This is a genomic window from Rhizobium sp. 25PS6 (genome assembly GCF_032464655.1).
Lineage (GTDB): Bacteria > Pseudomonadota > Alphaproteobacteria > Rhizobiales > Rhizobiaceae > Rhizobium > Rhizobium laguerreae.
Genome location: NZ_JAWDIV010000011.1, coordinates 119863 through 143680, shown reverse-complemented (window position 1 = coordinate 143680; position 23818 = coordinate 119863). Strand labels below are relative to the sequence as shown.

Genomic DNA, 23818 nt, shown 5'->3' with positions numbered 1-23818 from the left:
AGGGCATTTTCAAGAGGTGGAACAATGAAGAACATGATGAAGCTTTTTCTAGCCGGCGCAGCAATCGTCGGCCTATCCGGCTCGGCCCATGCCGAGGACAAGCCGACGATCGAGATCATGTCGTCCTGGACGTCGGGCGGCGAAGCAGCAGCGCTTAACGTTATCAAGACCGAGTTCGAAAAGCGTGGCGGCGTCTGGAAGGATTCCTCGATCGCCGGCTTCGGCGCGGCCGATGCCGCCTTCCAAAACCGGATCGTTGCCGGTGACGCGCCCGGCGCCAAGCAGGGCGTCATCGGTCTCGCTGCCGCAGATTTCATCAACCAGGGACTGTTCAATCCGATCGACGACGTGGCCGCCACCGGCAAATGGGCCGACGCCTTGCCGAAATCGATCCATGATCTCATCACCTATGACGGCAAGGTCTATCTTGCGCCTACCGGCGCCCATGGTGAAAGCTGGATCTTCTATTCGAAGGAAGCCTTCGAGAAGGCCGGCATTTCGCAAGAGCCCAAGACCTGGGACGAGCTCTTTGCCGATTTCGACAAGCTGAAGGCTGCCGGCATCGTTCCGGTCGCCTGGGGTGGCCAGCCCTGGCAGCAGACCAAGGTCTTCAACATGATCCTGCTCTCGCAGGTGGGGATCGACGGCTTCCTGAAGATCTATGTCGATAAGGACAAGAGCCCGGCATCCGTCGAAGGCGTGAAGAAGACCCTTGAGATCCTCGGCAAGCTGCGCGGTTATGTCGATGCTGGTGCTGCCGGCCGCAACTGGAACGACGCGACCGCCATGCTGATTACCGCCAAGGCCGGCGTGCAGTTCATGGGCGACTGGGCCAAGGGCGAATTCACCGTTGCCGGCAAGGAGCCGGGCAAGGATTATGGCTGCATGATCGTGCCGGAGTCGAAGGGCATGGTCTATATCGCCGATGCCCTCTGGTTCCCCAAGACCGGCAAGGCTGAGACCGACAAGGCGCAGAAACTTCTCGCCGAAGTCGTCATGGACCCGGCTATCCAGGTCGAATTCGCCCTCAAGAAGGGTTCGGTTCCGATGCGCTCCGACGTCGACAAATCGAAACTGGACGTCTGTGCCCAGAAGGGTGTCGAACTGATGGCCGCGGGTGCGATCGTGCCGGACCAGGCGATCGTGCTGACGCCCCAGCAGGTCGGCGCACTCGACGACTTCGTCGACGAATACTGGAGCGGCGGCTCGAACGATACGGCCTCCGCGGCCGAGAATTTCTTCGCCATCTTCGAGTAGGATAGCGCCTGTGGCGTCGCCTGATGTCGACGCCACAGCTGCCGGCCGCCGCCTCGCGCGGTGGTGCGAGTCCTGCTTTCCACCCGTCAACGAGCTGGCCGATGTCCATCAAACGCAAGCCCAATCTTTCCGCGACCATCGCCCTTTTGCCGACATGGTTCGTCGCGGTCGTGGTCTTCATCGGCACCATGGCCTGGTCGATCCGCCTGTCCTTCACCAATTCCACACTTTTTCCGTCTTCGACCTATGTCGGCTTGGCGCAGTATTCGAAGCTCTTCTCGTCCGCCAAGTGGCTGGCATCGCTGCAAAACGTGTTGATCTTCGGCGTCCTTTACGTCGCAGGCTGTTTGCTGCTCGGCTTCCTGCTGGCTGCGGCGCTGGATCGTAAGATCCGCTTCGAAAGCGCCTTCAGGACCATATTCCTTTATCCCTACGCCATGTCCTTCGTGGTGACCGGGCTGATCTGGCAATGGATGCTCAATCCGACGCTCGGCATCCAGGCAAGCGTGCGCTCGCTCGGTTGGGAAAGCTTCGTCCTCGACTGGGTGGTCAATCGCGACATGGCGATCTATGCGCTGGTGCTTGCCGGCGTATGGCAGGGCGCGGGGCTCGTCATGGTCATTGCGCTCGCCGGCATGCGTGGCATCGAAGGCGAGCAATGGAAGGCGGCGCGGATCGACGGCATTCCGGTCTGGCGCATCTATGTCTCGATCATCCTGCCCCAGCTCGGACCGGCGCTGGCCGCGGCCGGCATGCTGCTCGCCATGGGCGTGATCAAGACCTACGACATCGTCGTTGCCATGACCAATGGCGGCCCCGGCAATGCGACGGAGGTGCCGGCGAAATTCATCATGGACAATCTGTTCGGGCGCCAGAACCTCGGCCTCGCCACAGCTGGCGCGACGGTGCTTGTCTTCGGCGTGATCATCGCAGTCGCCCCGTTCCGCTATGCGATGCACATGCGTGACAAAGCAAAGGGGGCTGCGTGATGGCCCGCACTCATCCAAATGGTCCGAAGCCGGCACAGATCACCGCCGGGCGCATCGGCCTCTATGCCTTCCTTGTCGTCGCCGCGCTTTTCTTCCTTCTGCCGCTCTACACCATGGTCGTCACCTCGCTGAAGTCCATGGACGAAATCCGGCTTGGGCAGATCTTTGCCCTGCCAGCCACGCTCGATTTCTCCGCCTGGGTGACCGCCTGGTCGGGCGCCTGCATGGGAACCGTCTGCGTCGGCATTCGCAGCGGCTTCTGGAATTCGGTGGCGATCACCCTCCCCTCGGTCGCGCTCTCCGTCTTCATCGGCGCCGTCAACGGCTATGCGCTGTCGCTCTGGCGGCCGCGCGGGGCAAACCTGCTCTTCGGCCTGCTGATGGCCGGCGGCCTAATCCCCTACCAGATCTTCCTCTATCCGATGGTCCGGGCGATGGCGAATATCAATCTCTACAATTCGCTCGCCGGTATCATTCTCGTGCATGTCATCTTCGGCCTGCCGCTGGTGACGCTGCTCTTCCGCAATTATTTCGTCAGCGTGCCGGAGGAGCTCTGCAAGGCGGCGCGCGTCGACGGCGCAGGCTTCTGGCGCATCTTTTTCGAGATCATGCTGCCGATTGCCGTGCCGATGGTCGTCGTGGTCTCGATGCTGCAATTCACCGGCATCTGGAACGACTTCCTGCTCGGTCTCGTCTTTGCCGGGCGCGACAACCTGCCAATGACCGTGCAGCTCAACAATATCGTCAACACCACGATGGGCGAGCGAACCTACAATGTGAACATGGCGGCGACGATCCTCACCGCCATCGTTCCGCTTGCCATCTATTTCCTGTCCGGCCGCTGGTTCGTGCGCGGCATCGCGGCCGGCGCAGTCAAGGGGTAACGCTTCCATGCAATCTGCCGTCTCCGTCAAGGATCTGAAGATCGCCTATGGTGACCATACGGTGATCGAGAAGATGTCGATCGATATCGCGCCGCGGGAGTTCCTGGTGCTGCTCGGCCCTTCCGGCTGCGGCAAGTCCACGCTTTTGAACGCCATTGCCGGTCTCCAGGACATTACATCAGGCGAGGTATGGATCTCGGGCAAGAATGTCAGCTGGGAGGAGCCGAAGGACCGCGGCATCGGCATGGTCTTCCAGTCCTACGCGCTCTATCCGCGTATGTCGGTCCGCAAGAACCTCTCCTTCGGACTTCGCGTCGCCGGTCTGCCGAAGGCCGAGATCGAGGCCCGTGTCGCCCGCACCGCCGCGCTCCTCCAGCTCGACAAGCTGCTCGACCGGCGTCCTGCCGAGCTTTCCGGCGGTCAGCGCCAGCGTGTCGCCATCGGCCGGGCGCTGGTGCGTGAAGTGGATGTCTTCCTGTTCGACGAACCACTGTCGAACCTCGATGCCAAGCTGCGCAACGAATTGCGCGTCGAGATCAAGAAACTGCACCAGCGCCTCGGCAACACCATGATCTACGTCACCCACGACCAGGTCGAGGCCCTGACGCTGGCCGACCGCATCGCCATCATGCGGGACGGCGTCATCCAGCAGCTCGCCGCGCCAGCCGAGATCTACCGCCGCCCGATCAATCTCTTCGTCGCCGGCTTCATCGGCGCTCCTGCGATGAATTTCGTCGAGGGCCGGATCGAGCGCGGCAACGGCGCTCCGGTCTTCCGGAGCAAGGAGCTCACTGTCGATCTCTCCGGTTATTCCTTCCGGGCGGACGCAGCGGAAGGACCGGCTACACTCGGCTTTCGCCCGGAACACCTTGTGCTCGATGGCGCCACGAGCGGCCTGCCCACCATTCCGGGTCGCATTTCCGTCGTCGAGCCGATGGGCTCGGATGCTGTCGTCTGGTTCGACTGGGCGGACCAGAGCCTCTCGCTCCGGCTCATGGGCGATGTCACCCTGCAGCCCGGCGATGCCGTGGCTCCCGGGCTCGATATCGCCAAGGCGTCCCTCTTCGGCGCTGACGGATCGCGGCTGTGACGCGCCATCCCTTTGTTTTCCCGCAATTCCGGACGCGCTTCGCGCCGTTTTGAGGATTGCTCCAGGACAGGATTTGGAAATACATGTCTGAGATCGTCTATGATGCGCTGGTGATTGGCTCCGGCGCGGCGGGTTCCTTTGCGGTAAAGGAACTGACGGCACAGGGATTATCGGTGCTGCTGCTCGAGGCCGGCCCCGCCGTCGGACCGAAGGATTTCGATCCCGCGCGCAAGAAGGCGCCGGCAAGCAGCATCAATATCTGGGAGCGTGCGCGGGCGACCCTCAAGGGCCAGCCGATCCAGGCGCGCGCGGCCTTTTTCACCGAGCGCTTCAGCCACTTCTTCGTCAACGACCGCAAAAACCCCTATACGACGCCGAAGCGCGAACCCTTTCTGTGGATCCGCGGCCGCCAGGGCGGCGGACGCCTCCACAGTTTCGGCCGGGTGCTGCTGCGCTGGACCGACGACGATTTCAAGATCCGCTCACGCTCCGGAAAGGGCGTGGACTGGCCAGTCTCCTATCAAGAACTGGTGCCTTTCTACGACGAGGTCGAGGCCTATCTCGGGCTCTACGGCAACAAGGACAACGTGGCCACCCTGCCGGACGGCATCTATGCGAAGCCGGCAAGCCTGACTCCTGCCGAACAGATCTTCAAGCAGGCGGTCGAAAGCCGCTGGCCGGAAAGGCACGTCGTCTCCTGGCGCTACATCGCGCCTGACGCCGACCGGATGCCGCGACCGCTGCGAGAAGCAAAGGCGACCAGTGAGCTGACCATCCGCTACGACGCCGTCGTTCGCCGCATCACCACGGATGAGAAGACCGGCCGCGCCACTGGCGCGGAGTTCATCGATCGTAATACGGGGAAGGTATCGACAGCGCGAGCCGCGACGGTGGTGCTTTCGGCCTCGCCGATAGAGAGCGTGCGGCTGCTCTTGAATTCGGCGTCGGCGAAACATCCGGATGGGCTCGGCAACAGCTCGGGCGCCCTCGGCCGCTATTTCATGGACCAGCTGCCGTGCCTCGCCTTCGGCTCCTTTTCGAAGGCGAAGGGCTGGGCGGTCGACGAATCCGCGCCGAGCGACCCATTCTACAATCCGTCAGGCGGGATCTTCATTCCCCGCTTCGGCGAGGGCGACGCCGCCCGCGGCGATTTTGACTACCAGGGAAGCGTCGGCCGGGCGCCGGTCTCAGGCGACAGAGATGCACGTCTCGCCTTCTTCGGCTTCGGCCGTATGCTGCCCTATGCCGACAACCGCATCACGCTCGATGTCAGGCGCAGGGATGCCTGGAGCATTCCCGTGCCGCATATCCGCTGCGTCATGCAAGAGGAGGAGCAGGCACTGCTCAAAAGGCAGGAGGAGACGTTGATCGCCATGATCAAGGAGATTGGCGGCGACCTCGAATTCATCGGCTCGCCCACCGGCCTCAAGGAAATGGGCAAGGGCGCCTTTCCCGAAGCCGATGCCTTCAGCCGCTTCATGTTCCGCAAATGGTTCCGCAAGACCATGTGCATGGGCGCCGCAATCCATGAGACGGGCGGGGCGCGCATGGGCGAAACCCCTGAGGCTTCGGTGCTCAACCCCTACAACCAGGTTTGGGATGCCCCGAACCTCATCGTCACCGACGCCAGCGCCTTCCCCGGCAGCGGCATCGCCGGCACGACGCTCACCGTCATGGCTCTGACGATCCGCGCCTGCCGGAATCTTGTCGACCAGTACCGGACGGGACAGTTATAGCCGCGCCTGGAACGAGGAACCCGGGTAAACCGTTTCAGCCTTCGATCAGTGGTCGTCATATAAACTTCGCACTGACATGCTCCTGTCAACAAAAGCAGGAAGGGAAACCCATGTCGCGAACACATCAGGACCAGCTCAGCCGGATAAAGGCCGAAATCGCTGACAGCTTCGATGAAGAGCTGGAAATGCAGATGGAGGAAGACCGGCTCGACGATCTGGTCGCCGAAGGAATGTCGGAACCGGCGGAGCAGACGCTCGAGCGAAAGATCTACTTCCGGGAGCTTTTCCGATTGCAGCACGAACTGGTACGGCTGCAGGATTGGGTTCAGCATAAGAAGCTGAAGGTGGTGGTGCTTTTCGAAGGCCGGGATTCGGCAGGCAAGGGAGGCGCGATCAAGCGCGTGACCCAGCGTCTCAATCCGCGCGTTTGTCGAACAGTCGCGCTGCCCGCCCCTACCGAGCGGGAACGCCATCAATGGTATTTTCAGCGTTATGTCCCGCATCTTCCGACCGGTGGCGAGATCGTGCTCTTCGACCGAAGCTGGTATAATCGCGCCGGTGTCGAGCGCGTGATGGGGTTCTGCACCCCCGATGAACTCGAGGAGTTCTTCCGCTCGGTGCCCGAATTCGAACGGATGCTGGTCCGCTCCGGAATCGTGCTGATCAAATACTGGTTTTCGATCACCGACGAGGAGCAGGAGTTCCGCTTCAATATGCGTATCCACGATCCGCTGAAGCAATGGAAGCTCTCACCGATGGATATGGAAAGCCGTGTCCATTGGGAGGAGTACACCAAAGCCAAGGAAGAAATGCTGGCGCGTACCCACACGGAGGATGCACCCTGGTGGGTGGTGCAGGCCGTGGACAAGAAACGGGCGCGTTTGAACTGCATTGCCCATCTTCTCGATCAGATCCCTTACGAGGATGTTCCGAAACCGGAGATCCAATTGCCGGACCGCATCCGTAACGCCGATTACAACAGGGCGCCGGTTCCGCCTGAAATGTATGTGCCGGAGCGCTATTGAAATTATAGCTTACGCCGCCCCCAGAATTGTCTTCAGGGGGCGGCCCTCGCGGCGTGCTGCCTCTGGACCATTCCCCGCCCGACACTAGGTTCCGCTTCAAGAGTGAGGTTCCGTCGACGTGCCTCAGAGTGGACGAGTGAGGGAATTGCTTGCTTTCCAGTAGCCGATTTTACGCCGATACGCGTGCCACATGGGGATACGAACCAAGTTTCGACGGCGCTCTCATCGCATGGTGGGGTTCCAAACGCGGCGCTCGCGCCGTCTTCGTCGGGGAATTTTCCAGCGGAAAACTCAACATCATCGCCACGTTCAAAGGCGACCTCTTCCATTTTGGCTGGCGGCGATACGCTAACCTTTTGGTTCTCACCGAGAAAGACCGTCTGTGGGAGGTGGATCCCAAGCGACCCGGGACTCGGACCGACGTCACTCCACGAGATTTCCAGACGTGGCAGGTCATCGTTGAACCTCGACACGCCGGAGACAGCCAATTCCTGGTTTCCTACGATCGCAGCCCCGCTGTCGCCGATCTCTATGCAACCGATGCGGATGGACGCGACAAGCGGCTCGTGGAACAAAACAACGGCTCGACCGAAAGCTGGTTGTTGAATGAGGCGCAGGTGCCATGCATTCGCGTCGAGCTGACCGCCTCCGGAATGAGGCGATACCTTCACCGCAGCGATGCCGACAAGCCGTGGCAAGAGATGGCGGCAGTCGAGCCGGATGACACGCTGGTCATCTGGCGTACGGACAGGTCAGGCAATGCCTTCGAGGCGCTTTCCAGCCGCCAGCGGGACAAGATCGCGTTGGTTTCGCTGGACCCGGTTACCGGCAGTGAGACCGTGCTGGTCGAGGACGGCGATGTCGATGTTTCAGACGCGCTGCGCTTCACGCCCGCCGAACCGGCTGACGTCGCCGTCATTCGCGACGGCTATCCGCGATATATCGCCCTTTCGGAAAGGGGTACGATCTTCACCGGGCTCGTTCTGGATCGCGGCGGCCATGCCGATATTGAAATCTCGGGCTCTTCGAAGAATGGTTCGCTGCTCACAGTCGCGATCTCCTACGATGAACGACCCTACCAGCACTATCTTCTAAACTTGGCGGACAAGAGCAAGACGCTCCTTTCCGCGCCGGCAGAAAAGCTCAGATTCTTTTTGGCAACCACGAAACCTGTTTATTTCACTGCGAGAGACGGCGAGCAGATCCCGGCATTGTTGACGCTTCCGAGCGTCGCACCCGCTCCTGTGCCGACCATCGTCATGGCTCACGGCGGCCCCGCCCGCCACGACAGCTGGGGTTACAGCATCGGGAAGAGCTTTCTCGCAAGCCGCGGATACGGAATCTTGTCGGTCAACTATCGCGGCTCGACCGGCTTCGGGAAGAGATACCAAACTCTGGGCTATCGGCAGTTCGGGCGAAAGATGCAGGACGATATCGCCGATGCCGGGCGATGGCTGCTCGCCCAGGGCATCGCGGCTGAAGGCAAGCTTGCGGTCGCCGGCGAAAGCTACGGAGGTTTCATGGCCGCGTTGGCGATGGCCGGCGATGACGGCCTATTTTCCGCGGCAATCATCGACTGTGCGATTTTAGACCTGCCTTATCAGATGCAGAACAATCCCGCCGGTTGGGGTTTGTTCCTGGGCCAGGTCATGCGCTACTTCGGCAATCCGGATGATCCCGGCGATCTCACGCAGATGCGGGAATTCTCGCCGCTCCACAATGTGGAGAAATTGCGTGGATCGTTCCTGCTCACGGCTGGAATGGAAGATCCGGTTGTCGGTTTCGAGCAGACAAAAGCCTTCGAGAAGGCGTTGCGCAAGGCGGGTCTCGATGTCACGGCACTATACTTCGATCGGGAGGGCCATGGCTATGTTGACTGGCAAACAAAACTGGTGCGCGCCCGCGAAGTGGAGCTATTTCTCAGCCGCAAGCTCGGCGGCAAGGCAAAAAAAATCGATCCGCTGGCCTTGTTGTCAAAGCACTGGATTCAGGGCCGTTTTGCCAATGGTCGGCGAAATATTCGCGCTCGCCGAGTATAAACCGCGAGAATAAAGCCTTGATACGCTCCCTGATTGCCCTAACCTTCCCCCTCGCACGCCCGATATGGCGGGTTTTGGCTTTACCTCGGAGGCACCTATGGTTGACGTTCAGAGTGTTAATGCAAATACCAGCGGATATTACATCCATCCCCTTGAAGATTTTGAAATCGACGCCGTGAATGGCGCAGGCTCGTGGGTCGGCCATGTCGATCGTGGGCTGATAGGCGGCACGTTTGCGGCCGGCGGCGCTCTTGCGAGTACCGGAAGCCTCGGCACAGCCGGTATTGCCGGCGGTGCCGGATTCGCAGCAGGGGCGTCGGGCAGCATATATAATGGCGGCCTCTCTGGCGGTGGCAACAGCAGCGGCCGTGTCATCTGCACGCATTTCTTCAGGCGCGGCATGCTTGACCGCGATCTTTGGCGGGCGGATCTGGAGTTCACCTTTCAGTCCCTGTCCCAGACGACGGTTCGCGGATATCAATACTGGGCGATCCCCTATGTCCGCCTGATGCGTCGCAGTCCGCTGGCCGAAAAAATCATGTATCCTCTCGCCAGAGCGCGGGCTCTGGAGATTGCCTACCAGGCCGGGCGCCGTCCGAAGGGCTCGCTCAGTGGCAAGGTGGTGCGCCTTATCGGCGAGCCGCTATGCTTCCTGATCGGCAGCGTGGTGAAGCAGAAGGACTGGGCTCCGCTTTGGGTGGAGAAGACCGAGGCGACAGGAGGTCAATCATGACGGCTCTTTCGAAATTGATCATGCAGGAAGTTGCGTTATCGGCAGTCTTGGCGGCAGGCGCGGTCATCGGCATTCCCAAGCTGACCGACCCCAATGCCGCCGCCAATTATCCGTTGGCGATCGGGGTTTTCCTGGCAATGGCCGCGACCTTCGTCGCCTACGAGCTTTTCGTCACGAAATCATCCTGACGTTACTGTCTGGTTTTGAAAAGCCTGTGACTTTTCACCGGCCGGGAGGCGTAAATCTCCCGGCCGTTATGATTCAATCCTATACTTAATCCTGTCCCGGCATTCAAAAGTCATCGTCTGCAGGTTGACGCTTTCCCGCAGCTGCCTAATTTTCCCGTGCACGTAGTGTTTTCGACTACTTCCCGAAACAAACAAAGGGTGAGTTAAAGTGCAGGGTATCAAAGAACTTTCGAGTACGGAGATTGAAAACGTATCCGGTGGTGGTGTCAGCTCCGGTGTTCGGGGCGCAATCGACGGCGCAGCCGCACTCGCAGGCGGTGGCGCTCTGGGCTACGCCGCAGCGATTGGCGCGGGCGTGGGCATTTCCGCCTTCGGCGTCGGAGCGCTTGCCGTCGGTGGCGCTGCGCTTGGCGTCTACGGTGTCTACAGACTGGCGAGAGCTTTTGCCTGAGCTTTAAAACATGGGGGCTCCGCCCGAATGGCGGGGGCTCCCTTCCTCCCCTTAACGACCATATCTGATCACAATGAGCCTGTTTCGCCGAGAAGCCCTCGAACGGCAGTCCCAGCGTTTAACGGGAACGGTATCGATGGCGGTGCCCATGGGGTGGCACGTCACTGGCTATCTGATGGCCGGTATTCTCATCGCCGTGCTGATCTTTCTTTCCATCGCAAGCTATTCCCGCGTTGTCACCGCAACCGGCATTATCCAGCCGGACAAGGGTGTTGCAGTCGTCATGCCCTCGCGCTCAGGCGTCATCATGAAGATGATGGTCGCAGACGGCGATCAAGTCGAAGAAGGCCAGGAACTGGTCGCCGTGCGCTCCGAGGACTACCTGGTCAGCGGTGAATCGGCCTCCGAAAAAGTCGCCGAGATGCTCGACCGGCAGAATGCGAGCATCAGCGAGCAACTGGCGGAGGTCAAAAACGATGAAATTGCCCAAACGGCGCAATTCGACGCGCAGATTGCCGGTTACCAGACGCAGATCGACAAGCTTCAGAGCCAGATCGTTCTGCAAAGGGAGCTGATCACCTCGATCGAGAAAGATGTCGAGCGCATTCGCGGCCTGGTCGACAAGGGTATCGTTCCACGACGAGACGTGACGTTGAGAGAAGATTCGCTCACCGAACGGCGCCAGCAAATGGCGGTGCTGGAAAGCACGTTGACGGAACGGCGCTCGGATCTCTCCGATGCCGAACGAATGCTCGATCAGGTCAAGGCGCGCTCAAACGAAAAGGTCGCAGCACTCCAGTCGCAGCGTGAGGATATCAATCGCGGCCTCGCCACCAACGAACAGTCCCGCGCCTATGTGATCAGATCGCCGATCGGAGGCACGGTTTCTGCCCTCACGGCCAAGATCGGCGAGCCGCTGAACACGCAGCAGGCGCTCATGAGCGTCGTGCCGCTGAATGCAACATTGCATGCGCAACTGGACGTGCCCAACGCCGCCGTCGGTTTTGTCGAGGTCGGGCAGGAGGTACGGTTGGCGATCGATACCTTCCCTTACCAGAGCTTCGGGACGATCGCAGGTCGCGTCAAGAGCCTGTCGAAAAGCCCGATCAACCGTGGCAGCGGCGCGAGCACCAACCTGAACTATCTCGTGACGGTCGACCTCGAGCGGCAGAGCATCACGGCCTTCGGGAAGCAGCAAGCGCTGTTTCCCGGCATGACCTTGTCGGCCCGGATTGCGACCGCGCGCCAATCTCTACTCGAATGGCTGTTCGAGCCGTTGTTCGCCCTTCAACGACGATAGGACCCGCGATTGTCTGCTAGAGCACTTCAGGCCGGGTTCTTTTCAACCTCACGGATTCGTCTCATTCGTCAGAATGAGGTCAGCGAATGCGGTCTGGCCTGTCTGGCAATGATGGCGAGCTTTTACGGGCACGACGTTGATCTGGCGACGATGCGCCGACGTTTCACCCCATCATTTCGAGGAGCCCCGCTGTCGAGCCTGATCAAGATCGCAGACCAGGTCGGCCTCCTGCCTCGCGCCGTCAAGCTGCCGCTGGAGGAGCTGCCCAATCTCGCATTGCCGGCGATCCTCCACTGGAACATGAACCATTACGTCGTCATCGAGCGGGTTTCCGGCGACAAGGCGCTGATCCACGACCCTGCTGGCGGCAGTGAATGGCTTCAAATGTCTGAGGTTTCGGACCACTTTACCGGCGTTGCGCTGGAGTTGCGGCCAAACGAAGCATTCGAGAAGAAAACGGAGCGTACGGTGTTGCGCTGGTCGCAGCTCTGGACGCGGATCAACGGGCTTGGAAGTTCATTCCTCCAGGTCATCGTCCTCAGTGTCGTGCTGCAGATCTATGTGCTTGCCCTGCCCTACTACTTGCAGATCGGCATAGACAACGCGCTGCCGGCGCTCGACCACGATCTGCTTGCCGTGCTTGCGCTTGGTTTTGGGCTGTTCACCGCGTTCAATGCGAGCGCGAGTTTCCTTCGCTCCTTCGTGATCCTGGCGGCAGGCTCGGCATTGGGCTTCGGCATCGCCTCGAACATCGCCAGGAAACTGTTCCGCTTGCCGCTCGACTGGTTCCAGAAGCGGGAGGTCGGCGACATTCTCTCCCGCTTCCAGTCGGTGACGCCGATCCAGAAGATGCTGACGGAAGGTGTTGCTGGAACGTTGGTCGACGGGTTGCTCGCGCTGACGACGCTGGCGATCATGTTCTTCTACAGCGCCAAGCTTGCAATGATCGCGCTGACCGCCTTCTTCCTCTATTTCGTCGTTCGCCTGATATCCTTCTCGTTCGAGCGCCGCGCCCAGGAAGGCAGTATCATCGCGCACGGCAAGGAACAGACGGCGCTCATCGAGACGATACGCGGTATCCAGACCTTTCGTCTCTACAATGGTGAAACGATGCGGCATGCCATGTGGCAGACATTGTTGACGGATGCCGTCAATGCCAACATCCGCTCCTCGCGCATCGGCATTTGGCAAACGACCGGCAATGCCTTGTTGTTCGGCCTGGAGAATGTCGTCACCATCTATCTCGCAATCGGCTTCGTCATGAATGGCGGCTTCAGCGTCGGCATGGTTTTCGCCTACCTCGCCTATAAAGGTCAGTTCCTCGAAAAGGCCGGCAATCTCGTCGATCAGGGCATGGCGTTCTTGATGCTACGGCTGCATCTGGAACGCTTGGCCGATATCGCCTTGGACGAGGATGACAGAAGCTTTGCCCCCAGTTCCATGGCCGTCACGGAATTAAAAGGACGGATGGAGCTCAAAAGCGTTTCCTACCGCTATTCTCCAACCGATCCCCTCGTTCTCCAGGAGATCGACTTTTCCGTTGAAGCCGGCGAACATGTGGCCATCACCGGGCCGTCGGGCATGGGTAAATCGACGCTCCTCAAGGTGATGCTCGGGCTGCTGTTGCCTCAATCCGGTGAGGTGGCCGTCGACGGTCTTCCCCTCCAGCAGTTCGGTCACAAGAGCTTTCGCGACCAGATCGCAGCCGTCCTGCAGGACGACAATCTCTTCGCCGGATCCATAGCGGACAATATCACGCTGTTTGCCGAGCAGGCCGATCTTGAAGCCATTGCCGATGCCGCACGCGCTTCGGCAATTCACGACGAGATCATGAAAATGCCGATGCAATATGAAACGCTCGTCGGCGACATGGGATCGAGCCTCTCCGGCGGCCAGAAGCAGCGCGTGTTGCTGGCGCGCGCGCTTTATAGAAAGCCGAAAATGCTTTTCCTGGATGAAGGCACATCTCACATGGACGCCGCCAACGAAGCGCGCGTCAATCATTCCATACGCTCACTCGGCATTACCCGCATCGTCGTCGCTCACCGGCAGGAAACCATCGCCGCCGCCGACAGGGTTCTTTACATGGACGGCGAAGGCCTGCGACCTCTCGGTCCGCCAAAGGAAGTCATCAGCCTGCAACTGGGCGAAAGCCTGAGCACGCGTTGAGAGCGTGACGTCGCGCCTGGTTTCGGATTGCATCAAGCGGCGCTGCCAGCCACGCCGTCCAACTGCTTGAGAGCCTCATCCGGCAGCGCGAGCCAGGCGGCGGCGAGGTTCTCCCTGAGATGGCCGACGGACGAAGTGCCGGGGATCAGCAGGATATTTTCCGCGCGATGCAGCAGCCAGGCGAGCGCCACCTGCATGGGCGTGGCTTCAAGGCGTGCGGCGACATCGGACAGGGTGGACGACTGCAGCGGGCTGAACCCGCCGAGCGGGAAGAACGGCACATAAGCGATGCCGTCGCGCGCGAGGTCGTCGATCAGCCTGTCGTCGCTCCGATGCGCCAGATTGTACTGGTTCTGCACGCAGACGATCTCAGTGATCCCACGCCCTTCGGCGATTTGTTTGGATGTGACGTTGCTCAGCCCGACGTGACGCACCAGGCCTTGCCGCTGGAGATCGGCGAGCGCCGTCAGGGGCGCTTCGATCGACCCTTCGGCCGGACCGTGCACGTCGAACATGATCCTGAGATTGACGACATCAAGCACATCGAGGCCGAGATTACGGAGGTTGTCGTGTACTGCCTCCGTCAGCTCTTCGCGCGAGCAGGCCGGAATCCAGGATCCATCCGCGCCGCGCCGGGCGCCAATCTTGGTGACGATGACGAGATCGTCGCGATAGGGATGCAGCGCTTCGCGGATGATCTGGTTGGTGACGTGCGGGCCATAGAAGTCGCTGGTATCGATGTGGTTTACGCCGCTCGCGACCGCCTCTCGCAGCACAGCCAAGGCCGCGCCATGATCCTTGGGCGGGCCAAATACGCCAGGCCCGGCAAGCTGCATGGCGCCATAGCCGAGCCGCTTCACGCTGCGGTCGCCGAGGTTGAACGCGCCGCACTGATCGATAGTGGACATGACCTAATTCCTTTCAAGAGGTGACGCCAAGATAGGCCCAAGATAAGCCCAAGATAGGCATTGTCGGTACGCGTGAAAATTGGCTATAATCCGCATGGGCTGTGCAGAATGGCGAACAGTGAAAGCAGATCTAAGTGACCTCAATGCCTTCGTTGCCGTGGCCCGTGCCGGCGGTTTTCGCGAAGGCGCGCGCGTTAGCGGCAGCAGCGCCTCCTTCCTCAGCGAAGCGGTGCGCCGCCTGGAGGCGCAGCTCGGCGTCAGGCTGCTCAACCGGACGACACGCAGCGTTGTCCCGACCGAAGCAGGCAAGGGCTTGCTGGAGCGGCTCGGCCCTGCTTTGAGCGAGGTGGAGTCTGCCCTCGACGTCGTCAACGGTTTTCGCGACAGGCCGGCCGGTGCGCTACGCCTCAATGTGCCGGTCAGCGCGGCGCGGCTGGTGCTGCCCACCATCGTTCCGCCGTTCCTTGCCGCCTATCCCGATATTCGGCTGGAAGTGGTCACCGACGAGAGCTTTGTCGACGTGATCGCGGCCGGCTGCGACGCCGGCATCCGCTATGACGAGCGGTTGGAGCAGGATATGATCGCGATACCGATCGGGCCACGCGTCCAGCGCTTTGCCATCGCAGCCTCCCCGGACTACCTCGATCGCCGTGGCCGGCCGCAACATCCGAGCGAGCTGCTCGGCCATGCCTGTCTATTGGGTCGCTTTGCCAGCGGCGCGATGACGGCGCCGTGGGAGTTCGAGCGCGATGGCGAGATAGTGCGAGTGGACCCGACGGGGCCGCTGATCGTGCGGGTCGGCGGGGCGACCGATTTGGCCGTCGATGCAGCGATATCAGGAACAGGGATAGTCTGCCTCTTCGAGGACTGGCTGCGCCCGCATATCGACAGTGGCGCGCTCGAGCCCATCCTCGAACCGTGGTGGCAGCGTTTCTCCGGGCCATTCCTCTACTATCCCGGGCGTCGGCTGGTACCGGCGCCGCTCCGGGCATTCATCGACTTTGTCAAGGCATCGGCTCCGGCATAATTCTTTAGCCGGAATCGATCTAGGGATAAAATGGTGTCGCAATTCAAGGTGTTACAGCATCCTTTGCGCGTCTAAAAGATGCGGCGCTGTAAGCGGCCTTAATGGCCGACGATGCGCTAAAGCATCTCTCGCAAAAGTGTGCAGCGGTTTTGCGGCAAAGACATGCGGAAAACAAAGACCTAAAGCGCGGCACGCGAATCTGAAAGATCGCGACGCGCTTTAGAGCTTGACCTCGGCATTGTCGCCCATATCAGGTTTGCTGTTCGAGACTGCTGCGGCCGCCATCTTGATATAGCTGATGATCGTGCCCGGGCTGTCCCAATATTCCGCCGAAGCCGGCGTCATCTTGAGGATACGGATGGAAGGATCGTCGGGATTGTCCCACCAGGCCTTTGCCGGCGTCGCCCATAATTCCCTGATTCTCTCCCGGTCGTTTTGCACCTCGGCCGTCCCCGATACGGAAACATATTTCTGTCCCTTGGTGTCGGCAAAGGCGAGGCACACGTTTGGCCAGCGAGTGATTTCATCGTCCTTGTGACTGCCGACATCCGTCAGAAAATAGATCGCATTCTCGAGCTGCGCGGTATAGGCGGACATCGGGCGGGCTCGCAGATCGTCGCCGCTGCGGGTCGTCAGCATGCAAAACCCGATCTTGTCGATCAATTCCCATACCCGTATCGCATCGTCTTGATTGGCCATCGTCATCTCCGTCTGTGCAAGAGACGAAGTAACCATCAGCCGCGGCCGATGTTCCCAGTCGGCGGGCCTCATGAGCCGATTCCCAAGGCGATCGAGGCACGCAGTCGATCAATGGACGCTTGGGGTTTTCATGACAATTGCGAAATCTTCGGCGACCAGTTCGCTGACGGCGATGAGAACTTCCTCCCGGGAAAAGCCCGATGTCAGAGCGCGTTGAATCAGATCCTGCAGATCCGGCTCCACGACATCGCGGCAATCCTCAAGGCGTTCTTCCGAAACGGTGAGGCTATTGAGTTCGTCCATTGTCTGTCCTTTCAGGGGGATGTAACCGCCAAGGCCCGGGAAGGCTGGCGAGGATAAAGCCGTTAACGGGCGGCCACCGCCCGCTTCGGACCGGGCAGCAGGCCTTCACGCTGCATCTGCTTGCGTGCAGCCTTGCGATGTCGGCTGATCGCCTGTGCCTTTTCCCTGACGCGCCGTTCGGACGGCTTCTCATAGGCGCGCCGTTCCTTCATTTCGCGGAACAGCCCTTCGCGCTGCATTTTCTTTTTCAAGACTCTGAGCGCTTGATCGACATTATTGTCTCTGACGAGTACCTGCATTTCGAGTTCTCCTTGTTTGGGATGGTGCGCCGGTCGCCGCTCAGCCGAGCTGCTCGGCGATCAGAGCCTGCAATTCGCGGCGGGTGAGAAGGCAGGGAAACGGCTTCCAGCTCCTGGGAGCATTGCGGACAGCCTCGTCATCCTCACGCGGATTCGCCGCCGCAACCGCGGTGGCTGTATGTGTGTTGTTCAAAAAGAAATCCTTTGCCGGCCTTGGCCGGCGTTATCGATTGTTTGTGGGATTGCCCATCACGCAGCCTTAAGGCGCGCGCCGATGCATAAGCGTCTCAATCAGCAGCCGGCACCGGCTTGGATTTCCGCTTGGATCGGGTACATCAGCAACATAGGGCTCAGCGAGCAGAATTGCAACGGATAGCCCGGATGGTTGGCTCGGGGCATCGCCGATCGCCTTCAGATATACTCGCTGCCATTTTATTCAAGTTAGCCGGGTATAGTTTTTGCCGAATTTTCTTCAATTTTGCGCGAGAGTGACATTATTCCGCCGGAATGGAAGCAACGCGAAGACCGCCGTCGAAATTAACCTTCTGTTAAATAGACCATTGACTTGTAGTATTAATAGGTTGTTAAAGGAGCCGCTCGCTGAGGTCGAAATTGACCCGCCAATAAACATTTTAGGAGAGAGCCATGGCTTCGCTGATACATGCAACTGATGATAGTGCAACATTTCAAGAAACTGATGTTATTTCCGGAAACCTGCTTTCCAACGATTCTTCCGACAACGGCCACCTGTTCCTGCGCGCATTCGATGGCGCAAGTGTTGGCGCCAAGAGCGGCAACAGCCAGGTTACTGAAATCCAGGGCGATTACGGCACCTTCTTCGTCAAGCCGGACGGCAGCTACACCTATGTCCTGAGCGACGCTGCCAAGATCGGTTTCGCCAACGGCGAATCGTTCCAAGAGAAGGTTTCCTACAAGATCTCCGACGGCAGCGGTCACACCGACGTCGGCCTGTTCACTTTGAACATCCAGGGCGTAACCAAGCCGATCGCAGTCGACGATACCTTCAGCTTCACCGAAGGCAACGCCATCGGCGGCAACGTTCTGGATAACGACATTGCCGGCGACAACGGCAAGATGTTCCTGCGTCAGTTCCTGACCGAGCAGGTAGACGGCAAGGATGGCGCCGTTACCGACGTTGCCGGCACCTACGGCATGTTCCACGTCAAGGCGGACGGCACATTCACCTATGAACTGACCTCCGATCTGGATGCAGGTCAGACGTACACGGAAGTTCTCCGTTACTACAAGATCTCCGATGGAGAAGGCCACACGGACACTGCCAAGGTGACGCTCAACATCACCGGCACGGATGCTCATCCCGACGGCGTCGGTGTTTGATCCGCAGCGATAGATCAGTGAGACACGACGCCCGCCGCGCAATCGGCGGGCGTCCGCATTTTCGCCACTTGATACAAGGCCCGGCGGGAGCCGGTATATAATCCTTTTTAGCTAGTTCTTATAGACGCAGGGGAGGCGTAGTCTCGAAGTTCGGAGGACACGCCCTTGACCGAACACATCGAACCCAAGCAAATCGCGACAGACGATCTGACGAAAGTCTGGTCCGTAACAGAGTTCTGCGCTCGCCATCGGATAGATGACGAGGAGCAGGCGCTGTTGCTCAAACTTTTCGGCCCGTTCGCGACCGCCTCCGAATTGCTTCACAATGCCAAGCGCGCGCCAAGGTTCAGATGAGCCCCTCTTCAACCTCACAAATCCCGGCAAGTCATTCGGTGAACGAGACGGCGCGAGATATCGCCTGATCGGGTGACGCTCGCTATCTTGCCTCTCCTTAGACTTTTGGGCAGTAATCGAAATGGTGCGATCGTTGCATTTGGCGGAACCATCATCGTGAAAACGAGCGGCGCTGATATGGATCATGTCGATATCGTTGATGCTGTCTATCAGGCGGCGGTCCGTTCAGAACTATGGCCGGATACGCTGTGCGCGATCGTTGATTACGTCGGTGCTGTCGCCGGAAATATTGTCTATCAGGCGCCTGATGGCCGCGGCAGCTTTCTGATCCCCGGCCGCATGCGTGAAGATTTGAATGCGCTCTATCTTCAGCATTACACGGGCAATCCCTATGCCCGTGCGTTCGAGAAGGTAAGGCCGGGCGAGATCGCGGTCGGCAACAAGCTGATCGATGCCGAGGCCGTCCGGCATTCGGCCTTTTATGCCGATATCTGCGAGCCTCAAAACATCTTCAATCAGCTCTTCCTGCCGCATGCCAGCCTGCACGAGCGGGGAGGTATTGGCGGTGTCGCTCTGTTCCTGTCTCGTCAACAAGACGAGCACGCTGTCGAAGCGGCAGCGCGGTTAGAGCGGCTGAGCCCGCATATGGCGCGGGCGATCGATCTTTCCTTTCAGGTAAACCGGATCGCCCGCGCACCCGAATTGCCGCAACGGCTGATCGATGCAATCGCGGATGCGGCCGTGCTGATCGATAGTCGGGGTGCCGTCCTTCTCTTGAATGCGGCAGCCGAAGCACTGCTCAAGCAGGCTGACGGCATTTTTCTCAGCCGATCCGAGAGACCCTCGCTTGCCGCCCATATTTCGAAGACATCCACCCGCCTAGTGAACGCCATTCGTCAGGCTTTGCTGATAGCCGATGGCGAAGACACGCCTTTCGACGGGGCATTGTCGATCTCCCGGCCATCGGGTTTGCCGCCCTATCTGGTGATGATCACGCCGCTTGCACCGACAGCGGTTTCGATATGGGATGCGGTTGATAGCGGAGCGCGCGTCCTCATTCATATCGTCGATCCGGAAGCGAAGACGCGTCGGCAAGCGCAACAACTGCAACACATCTTCGGCCTGACCGAAGCCGAAACCCGTGTCGCCGCACTGGTCGGCAGCGGAATGAATCTGCCCGAGATTGCCCGGGTTCTTGGAATTTCGTCCAACACGGTAAAAACCCACACCGGCCGATGCTTTGGCAAAACGGGGGTACGATCCCAGGCGGCGCTCGCCAGGCTGATTGCCTCGATCCCGATCGCCGGAAACAGGCCGGCGACGCCGTCCCGCACGAATGGAAAGAGCCGTCCGCGGCAATCGTAAATTCTACGTCTTTTGCGAGAGCCGCAAAGAACGCTGTAGCACTCTGAATTATGCAGTAGCCATCTTCACGCGGGAGATATGGTCTGGAGAGACCGCTGCGTGACCTCATAGGTCCGGGCGATTTTCCTGAATTGCTGCTCACTCTCTGCACAAAATCTGCAATTCGGCGCGGCATTCTTCCGCCATGAGCAAGAACGACATCCCGCCCCGCGTCACACCGCCCGTTTTGCCGGATCGCCTCCGCAATGATGGATGGTGGCTGACGGAGGCGAGCTGGCCTCGAGGGACCGCCTCCGAGGAGACCCCAGCAACCATGCTCATCGTGATCGAAAAGCGGCATCTACGAGAGGAGCACCAATGGACACAACCGACACGCTGACAGAAGCAAAGCCCATCAGGCGTGGCAGTAGCCGGATTGCCACGCTGTCTGCGCTGGTGGCGCTGGCTGATTTTATGATCTTTGGTCAGATGTCCGGGATAAACCTTTTCCTGTTTGCGCTCGCCGTCTGCGTCGGCATTCTACTTTCGGCCGGGAAGATCCGAGCGCCGTCAATGGCTGCTCTCCTGTTTGGTTTCTCGGTTCTGGCGTCGGCACCTCTGCTGGAAGCGCCCTCATTAACCGGCATCGCCCTTTGCTTCAGCGCGCTGATAGCGGTTGCTCTCATCGTCGCCAGGCTTATGCCTCGCAGTCTGACCGGTCTGCCGCTGGTGTTTCTCCGTTTCACTCTTGTCATTCCCTTGCGGCTTGCCGACGATATTAGGAAATATCTTAAGACGCCGGCCAGACGTTTCTCCTTCACCGTCGTTTGGCAGGGCGTCGGCCTCTGGATCATGCCGCTCGCTCTCGCCGCAGTCTTCGTGTTCCTCTTTGCGGCTGCAAACCCGCTGATCGAGATCGCGCTGCGCAGCATCCGCTTTGCCGTTCTGTTGCAGTTTCTCGACCTTTGGCGGATCGGCTTCTGGATGATGATCGCTACTGTGGTCTGGGCGATGTTGCGGCCGCGCCTGAAGCGGCGCGCTGCGAGGTCGCAAGCCAGCAGGGCGTTCGTCATCGTGCCGACCAGAAATGCACCGTTCGGCCAGGCCTCCCTGCTGCGGTCGCTGTTCCTCTTCAACGCGCTCTTTGCCGTGCAGACACTTCTCGATCTCGTCTATCTCTGGGGCGGCGCAGACCTGCCCGATCACATGAGTCACGCAGAATATGCTCATCGCGGCGCCTATCCGCTGATTGCGACGGCGCTTCTGGCCGCCGGTTTCGTTCTCCTCGCCATGCGTCGCGGCGGGCCTGGCGATCAAAGTTCGCTGATCCGCGGCCTCGTCCATGCCTGGATAGGCCAGAACGTCCTTCTCTGCCTGTCCTCGATTCTGCGGCTTGGACTTTACGTCGAGGCCTATTCGCTGACGGAGCTGCGCGTCGCCGCCGGCCTCTGGATGGGCATCGTCGCTGTCGGCCTCGTCTTGATCCTGCTGCGCATTCTGCTCGACCGATCCAACGAGTGGCTGATCGCCACGAACCTCGCTTCGCTGATTGCGGTGCTCTATATCAGCGCCTTCATCGACTTCCCTGATGTCATCGCCCGCTTCAATGTCGTCCACAGTCAGGAAATCAGCCAGGAAGGCCCGCCGCTCGACCTTGATTATCTCTCCTCGCTCGGTCCTTCCGTCATTCCGGCGCTCGATCTCTACCTCCTCAAGCTGCCGGATCACCTGATCGAGCAGAGGAGCCAAGCTGCGACAGTTCGGCACTACCTCGCCAGGAATTTTGAGATGCGCCGGCGGGACTGGCGGAACTGGACCTTCCGGGCGGCGCGGTTGGAGAGTTATCTTCTGGCTCCCATTGCAAGACAGAACGAGAACGATAACAACAGGCACGACAAACCAATGCAGGACTAGTGATGGCGCCCCGCATTCTCGTCGTCGATGACGAACCTCATATCCGCGACGTGATTTGCTTCGCCCTTGAGCGCGCCGGCCTGGCATCGACGGCCGCCCGCAACGGCACCGAGGCGATGACGGCCTTCCGCCGCGGCAACATCGATCTCATCATCCTCGATATCGGCATGGCCGACATGGACGGCCTGGAGGTCTGTCGCCATATCCGCAAGACGTCGGCATTGCCGATCCTGTTTCTTTCGGCGCGCGACGAGGAGATCGACAGGGTGCTCGGGCTCGAAATCGGCGGGGACGATTATGTCACCAAGCCGTTCAGTCCGCGCGAACTCGTGGCTAGGGTCAAGGCGATTTTGAAGCGCAGCAGCAATGAAGTGGGGGCTGACAGACGCCACGCCACCCTTGTCGCCGGTGAACTCAGCCTGGATCGGCGTGGCAGGACGGTCATGTTTGGAGAGAGCACCATCGCAATGACAGCGCTCGAATTCGCAATCCTGGATGCATTATTGTCACGCCCCGATATGGTCTTCAGCCGCGAACAGTTGATGGAGGCGGCCTATGGCGCCGGAACCTATGTCGCTGACCGGACGATCGACAGCCATATCCGCAACATCAGGGCCAAGTTCCTGGCGGTCGGCGGTTCCGCGATCATTGCAACCGTTCACGGCATCGGTTTCAAGCTCGCCGCCGACATCGGGAGGAAGGCCTGATGTCGGCACCGAAAGTCAGGACGAAGTGGCGGCCGACGCTGGCGCTGATCGTCTATGTCGTGCTTCTCGCGGTCATGGCGCTGCCGATCCTGATCGTCATCTGGTTTCGTGCCGTGGAGGCGAGTTCGAACCGGATGGCACCAGCGGAGATCGGCGCCCTCGTCGTTGCATTCATCCTGACGCTCGGTGTTGCCTATGTGCTGACGCGCACCATCACCGGGCCTATCGACGCTTTGATCGCCCGGACGGAAGAGATCGCCCGCGGCGGCAAGGGAGCAATCCAGCCGCTGGAAAGCTATGGAACGCGCGAGATCGCCGTCCTGTCGCAAAGCTTCCTCGATCTCGCCGGAAAACTGGTCGATCGCACCGAATATGTTCACTCCTTTGCTGCCCATGTCTCCCACGAACTGAAATCGCCGCTGACGGCCATCCGCGGTGCGGCAGAGCTTTTGCGCGATGACGATGCCGAAAGGCCGATGACGAAGGCGCAGCGGTTGCACTTTCTCGACAACATCGTCGCCGATGCCGTCCGGCTCGATGCATTGTTGCAGCGGCTGAGGGAACTTGCGCAGGCGGAAACGCCCGTGGCCGAGGGCAGAAGCAGCGTCACGGACATCATATCCTCACTGCGCGGGCGATTTCCCGCTCTCAATATTTCCGGCACAGGCGATACGGAAATATCGGTTGCTCTTCCCCAGGAAGCAGCCGGCATCGTCTTTGCCAACCTCGCCGAAAACGCTCTTCAGCACGGCGCCACGCTGTTGGAACTCAGAGTATCGGCCGACGGCCGAACAGCCGTCATTCTTATCCGCGACGACGGCAGCGGTATCTGCGAGGCCAATCGCCAACGCATCTTTCAGCCGTTCTTCTCAACCCGCCGCGAACAGGGCGGTACCGGCATGGGCCTCGGTATCGTCCACGCCATGCTGAGCTCCCATGGCGGCACGATCCGCCTGCTGCAGACAACCGGCGGCACCGAGTTCGAAATCACCATCCCCCTGTAAATCTGATCCGATTGACATCGCGTCGATGCGATGTGCGGC

Annotated in this window: 24 protein-coding genes; 19 read left to right on the top strand and 5 right to left on the bottom strand. The window is 60.0% G+C overall.

Annotation, left to right across the window (positions count from 1 at the left end):
- The first annotated feature begins 24 nt into the window (after positions 1-24).
- The 12 genes from RWK44_RS17560 (at position 25) to RWK44_RS17505 (ending at position 13861) form a co-directional block, all read left to right on the top strand.
- Positions 25-1257, top strand: a complete 1233-nt coding sequence (locus RWK44_RS17560) for an ABC transporter substrate-binding protein (RefSeq protein WP_316029180.1) — start codon at positions 25-27, stop codon at positions 1255-1257.
- A 101-nt stretch (positions 1258-1358) separates the two neighbouring features.
- Positions 1359-2246, top strand: a complete 888-nt coding sequence (locus RWK44_RS17555; protein ID WP_163883331.1) for a carbohydrate ABC transporter permease — start codon at positions 1359-1361, stop codon at positions 2244-2246.
- Positions 2246-3130, top strand: a complete 885-nt coding sequence (locus tag RWK44_RS17550) for a carbohydrate ABC transporter permease (RefSeq protein WP_316029179.1) — start codon at positions 2246-2248, stop codon at positions 3128-3130. Before RWK44_RS17555 ends, RWK44_RS17550 begins: the two co-directional genes overlap by 1 nt.
- Positions 3131-3137: 7 nt before the next feature.
- Complete coding sequence (locus RWK44_RS17545; protein ID WP_316029178.1) at positions 3138-4220, top strand: ABC transporter ATP-binding protein; 1083 nt, start codon at positions 3138-3140, stop codon at positions 4218-4220.
- An 83-nt stretch (positions 4221-4303) separates the two neighbouring features.
- The gene (locus RWK44_RS17540; RefSeq protein WP_316029177.1) at positions 4304-5956 is read left to right on the top strand and encodes a GMC family oxidoreductase; all 1653 of its coding nucleotides are present in this window, start codon (positions 4304-4306) and stop codon (positions 5954-5956) included.
- 110 nt (positions 5957-6066) lie between these two features.
- Positions 6067-6981 (top strand): polyphosphate kinase 2, encoded by a 915-nt coding sequence (gene ppk2, locus RWK44_RS17535; protein ID WP_077980886.1) that lies wholly within the window; start codon positions 6067-6069, stop codon positions 6979-6981.
- A gap of 149 nt (positions 6982-7130) precedes the next feature.
- Positions 7131-9020, top strand: coding sequence for an alpha/beta hydrolase family protein (locus tag RWK44_RS17530; RefSeq protein WP_316029176.1), 1890 nt, complete (start codon positions 7131-7133; stop codon positions 9018-9020).
- 64 nt (positions 9021-9084) lie between these two features.
- Positions 9085-9753 carry a hypothetical protein gene (locus tag RWK44_RS17525; protein ID WP_316029175.1) on the top strand — a complete coding sequence of 223 codons (669 nt, stop codon included), beginning with the start codon at positions 9085-9087 and terminating at the stop codon, positions 9751-9753.
- On the top strand, positions 9750-9941 hold the full coding sequence (locus tag RWK44_RS17520; protein ID WP_020047803.1) for a hypothetical protein: 192 nt from the start codon (positions 9750-9752) through the stop codon (positions 9939-9941). The genes RWK44_RS17525 and RWK44_RS17520 overlap by 4 nt, the downstream gene beginning before the upstream one ends.
- 208 nt (positions 9942-10149) lie before the next feature.
- A complete protein-coding gene (locus tag RWK44_RS17515) occupies positions 10150-10392 on the top strand; it encodes a hypothetical protein (protein WP_020047802.1) in 243 nt (80 codons plus the stop codon).
- Between the two features lie 136 nt (positions 10393-10528).
- Complete coding sequence (locus RWK44_RS17510; protein ID WP_206105902.1) at positions 10529-11692, top strand: HlyD family efflux transporter periplasmic adaptor subunit; 1164 nt, start codon at positions 10529-10531, stop codon at positions 11690-11692.
- Between the two features lie 9 nt (positions 11693-11701).
- A complete protein-coding gene (locus RWK44_RS17505; protein ID WP_131664870.1) occupies positions 11702-13861 on the top strand; it encodes a peptidase domain-containing ABC transporter in 2160 nt (719 codons plus the stop codon).
- A 32-nt stretch (positions 13862-13893) separates the two neighbouring features.
- Here the strand turns inward: RWK44_RS17505 and RWK44_RS17500 are convergent, their stop codons facing one another.
- The gene (locus RWK44_RS17500) at positions 13894-14769 is read right to left on the bottom strand and encodes an aldo/keto reductase family oxidoreductase (protein WP_316029174.1); all 876 of its coding nucleotides are present in this window, start codon (positions 14767-14769) and stop codon (positions 13894-13896) included.
- A 118-nt stretch (positions 14770-14887) separates the two neighbouring features.
- Here RWK44_RS17500 and RWK44_RS17495 point away from each other — a divergent pair, with 118 nt between their 5' ends.
- Positions 14888-15796: a LysR family transcriptional regulator gene (locus tag RWK44_RS17495; RefSeq protein ID WP_316029173.1), complete on the top strand. Its 909-nt coding sequence runs from the start codon at positions 14888-14890 to the stop codon at positions 15794-15796.
- 219 nt (positions 15797-16015) lie between these two features.
- Here the strand turns inward: RWK44_RS17495 and RWK44_RS17490 are convergent, their stop codons facing one another.
- The 4 genes from RWK44_RS17490 to RWK44_RS17475 all read right to left on the bottom strand — a co-directional run bounded on the left by RWK44_RS17490 (position 16016) and on the right by RWK44_RS17475 (position 17290).
- The gene (locus RWK44_RS17490) at positions 16016-16495 is read right to left on the bottom strand and encodes a pyridoxamine 5'-phosphate oxidase family protein (protein WP_077980891.1); all 480 of its coding nucleotides are present in this window, start codon (positions 16493-16495) and stop codon (positions 16016-16018) included.
- Between the two features lie 108 nt (positions 16496-16603).
- On the bottom strand, positions 16604-16798 hold the full coding sequence (locus RWK44_RS17485; RefSeq protein ID WP_020047796.1) for a hypothetical protein: 195 nt from the start codon (positions 16796-16798) through the stop codon (positions 16604-16606).
- Positions 16799-16860: 62 nt separating this feature from the next.
- Entirely contained in the window at positions 16861-17097 is a 237-nt protein-coding gene (gene rpsU / locus RWK44_RS17480; protein WP_003538346.1) for a 30S ribosomal protein S21, read from the bottom strand.
- 40 nt (positions 17098-17137) lie between these two features.
- Positions 17138-17290: a hypothetical protein gene (locus RWK44_RS17475; protein ID WP_165503840.1), complete on the bottom strand. Its 153-nt coding sequence runs from the start codon at positions 17288-17290 to the stop codon at positions 17138-17140.
- A gap of 452 nt (positions 17291-17742) precedes the next feature.
- Here RWK44_RS17475 and RWK44_RS17470 point away from each other — a divergent pair, with 452 nt between their 5' ends.
- The 6 genes from RWK44_RS17470 to RWK44_RS17445 all read left to right on the top strand — a co-directional run bounded on the left by RWK44_RS17470 (position 17743) and on the right by RWK44_RS17445 (position 23779).
- Entirely contained in the window at positions 17743-18456 is a 714-nt protein-coding gene (locus tag RWK44_RS17470; protein ID WP_025398239.1) for an Ig-like domain-containing protein, read from the top strand.
- 165 nt (positions 18457-18621) lie between these two features.
- Complete coding sequence (locus RWK44_RS17465) at positions 18622-18810, top strand: hypothetical protein (RefSeq protein ID WP_131664873.1); 189 nt, start codon at positions 18622-18624, stop codon at positions 18808-18810.
- Positions 18811-18882: 72 nt separating this feature from the next.
- Positions 18883-20175 (top strand): helix-turn-helix transcriptional regulator, encoded by a 1293-nt coding sequence (locus RWK44_RS17460; RefSeq protein WP_168282393.1) that lies wholly within the window; start codon positions 18883-18885, stop codon positions 20173-20175.
- Positions 20176-20532: 357 nt separating this feature from the next.
- A complete protein-coding gene (locus tag RWK44_RS17455) occupies positions 20533-22068 on the top strand; it encodes a DUF4153 domain-containing protein (RefSeq protein ID WP_316029172.1) in 1536 nt (511 codons plus the stop codon).
- 2 nt (positions 22069-22070) lie between these two features.
- Entirely contained in the window at positions 22071-22775 is a 705-nt protein-coding gene (locus tag RWK44_RS17450) for a response regulator (protein WP_077980896.1), read from the top strand.
- Positions 22775-23779, top strand: a complete 1005-nt coding sequence (locus tag RWK44_RS17445; protein WP_077980897.1) for a HAMP domain-containing sensor histidine kinase — start codon at positions 22775-22777, stop codon at positions 23777-23779. The genes RWK44_RS17450 and RWK44_RS17445 overlap by 1 nt, the downstream gene beginning before the upstream one ends.
- The last annotated feature ends 39 nt before the right edge of the window (positions 23780-23818 follow it).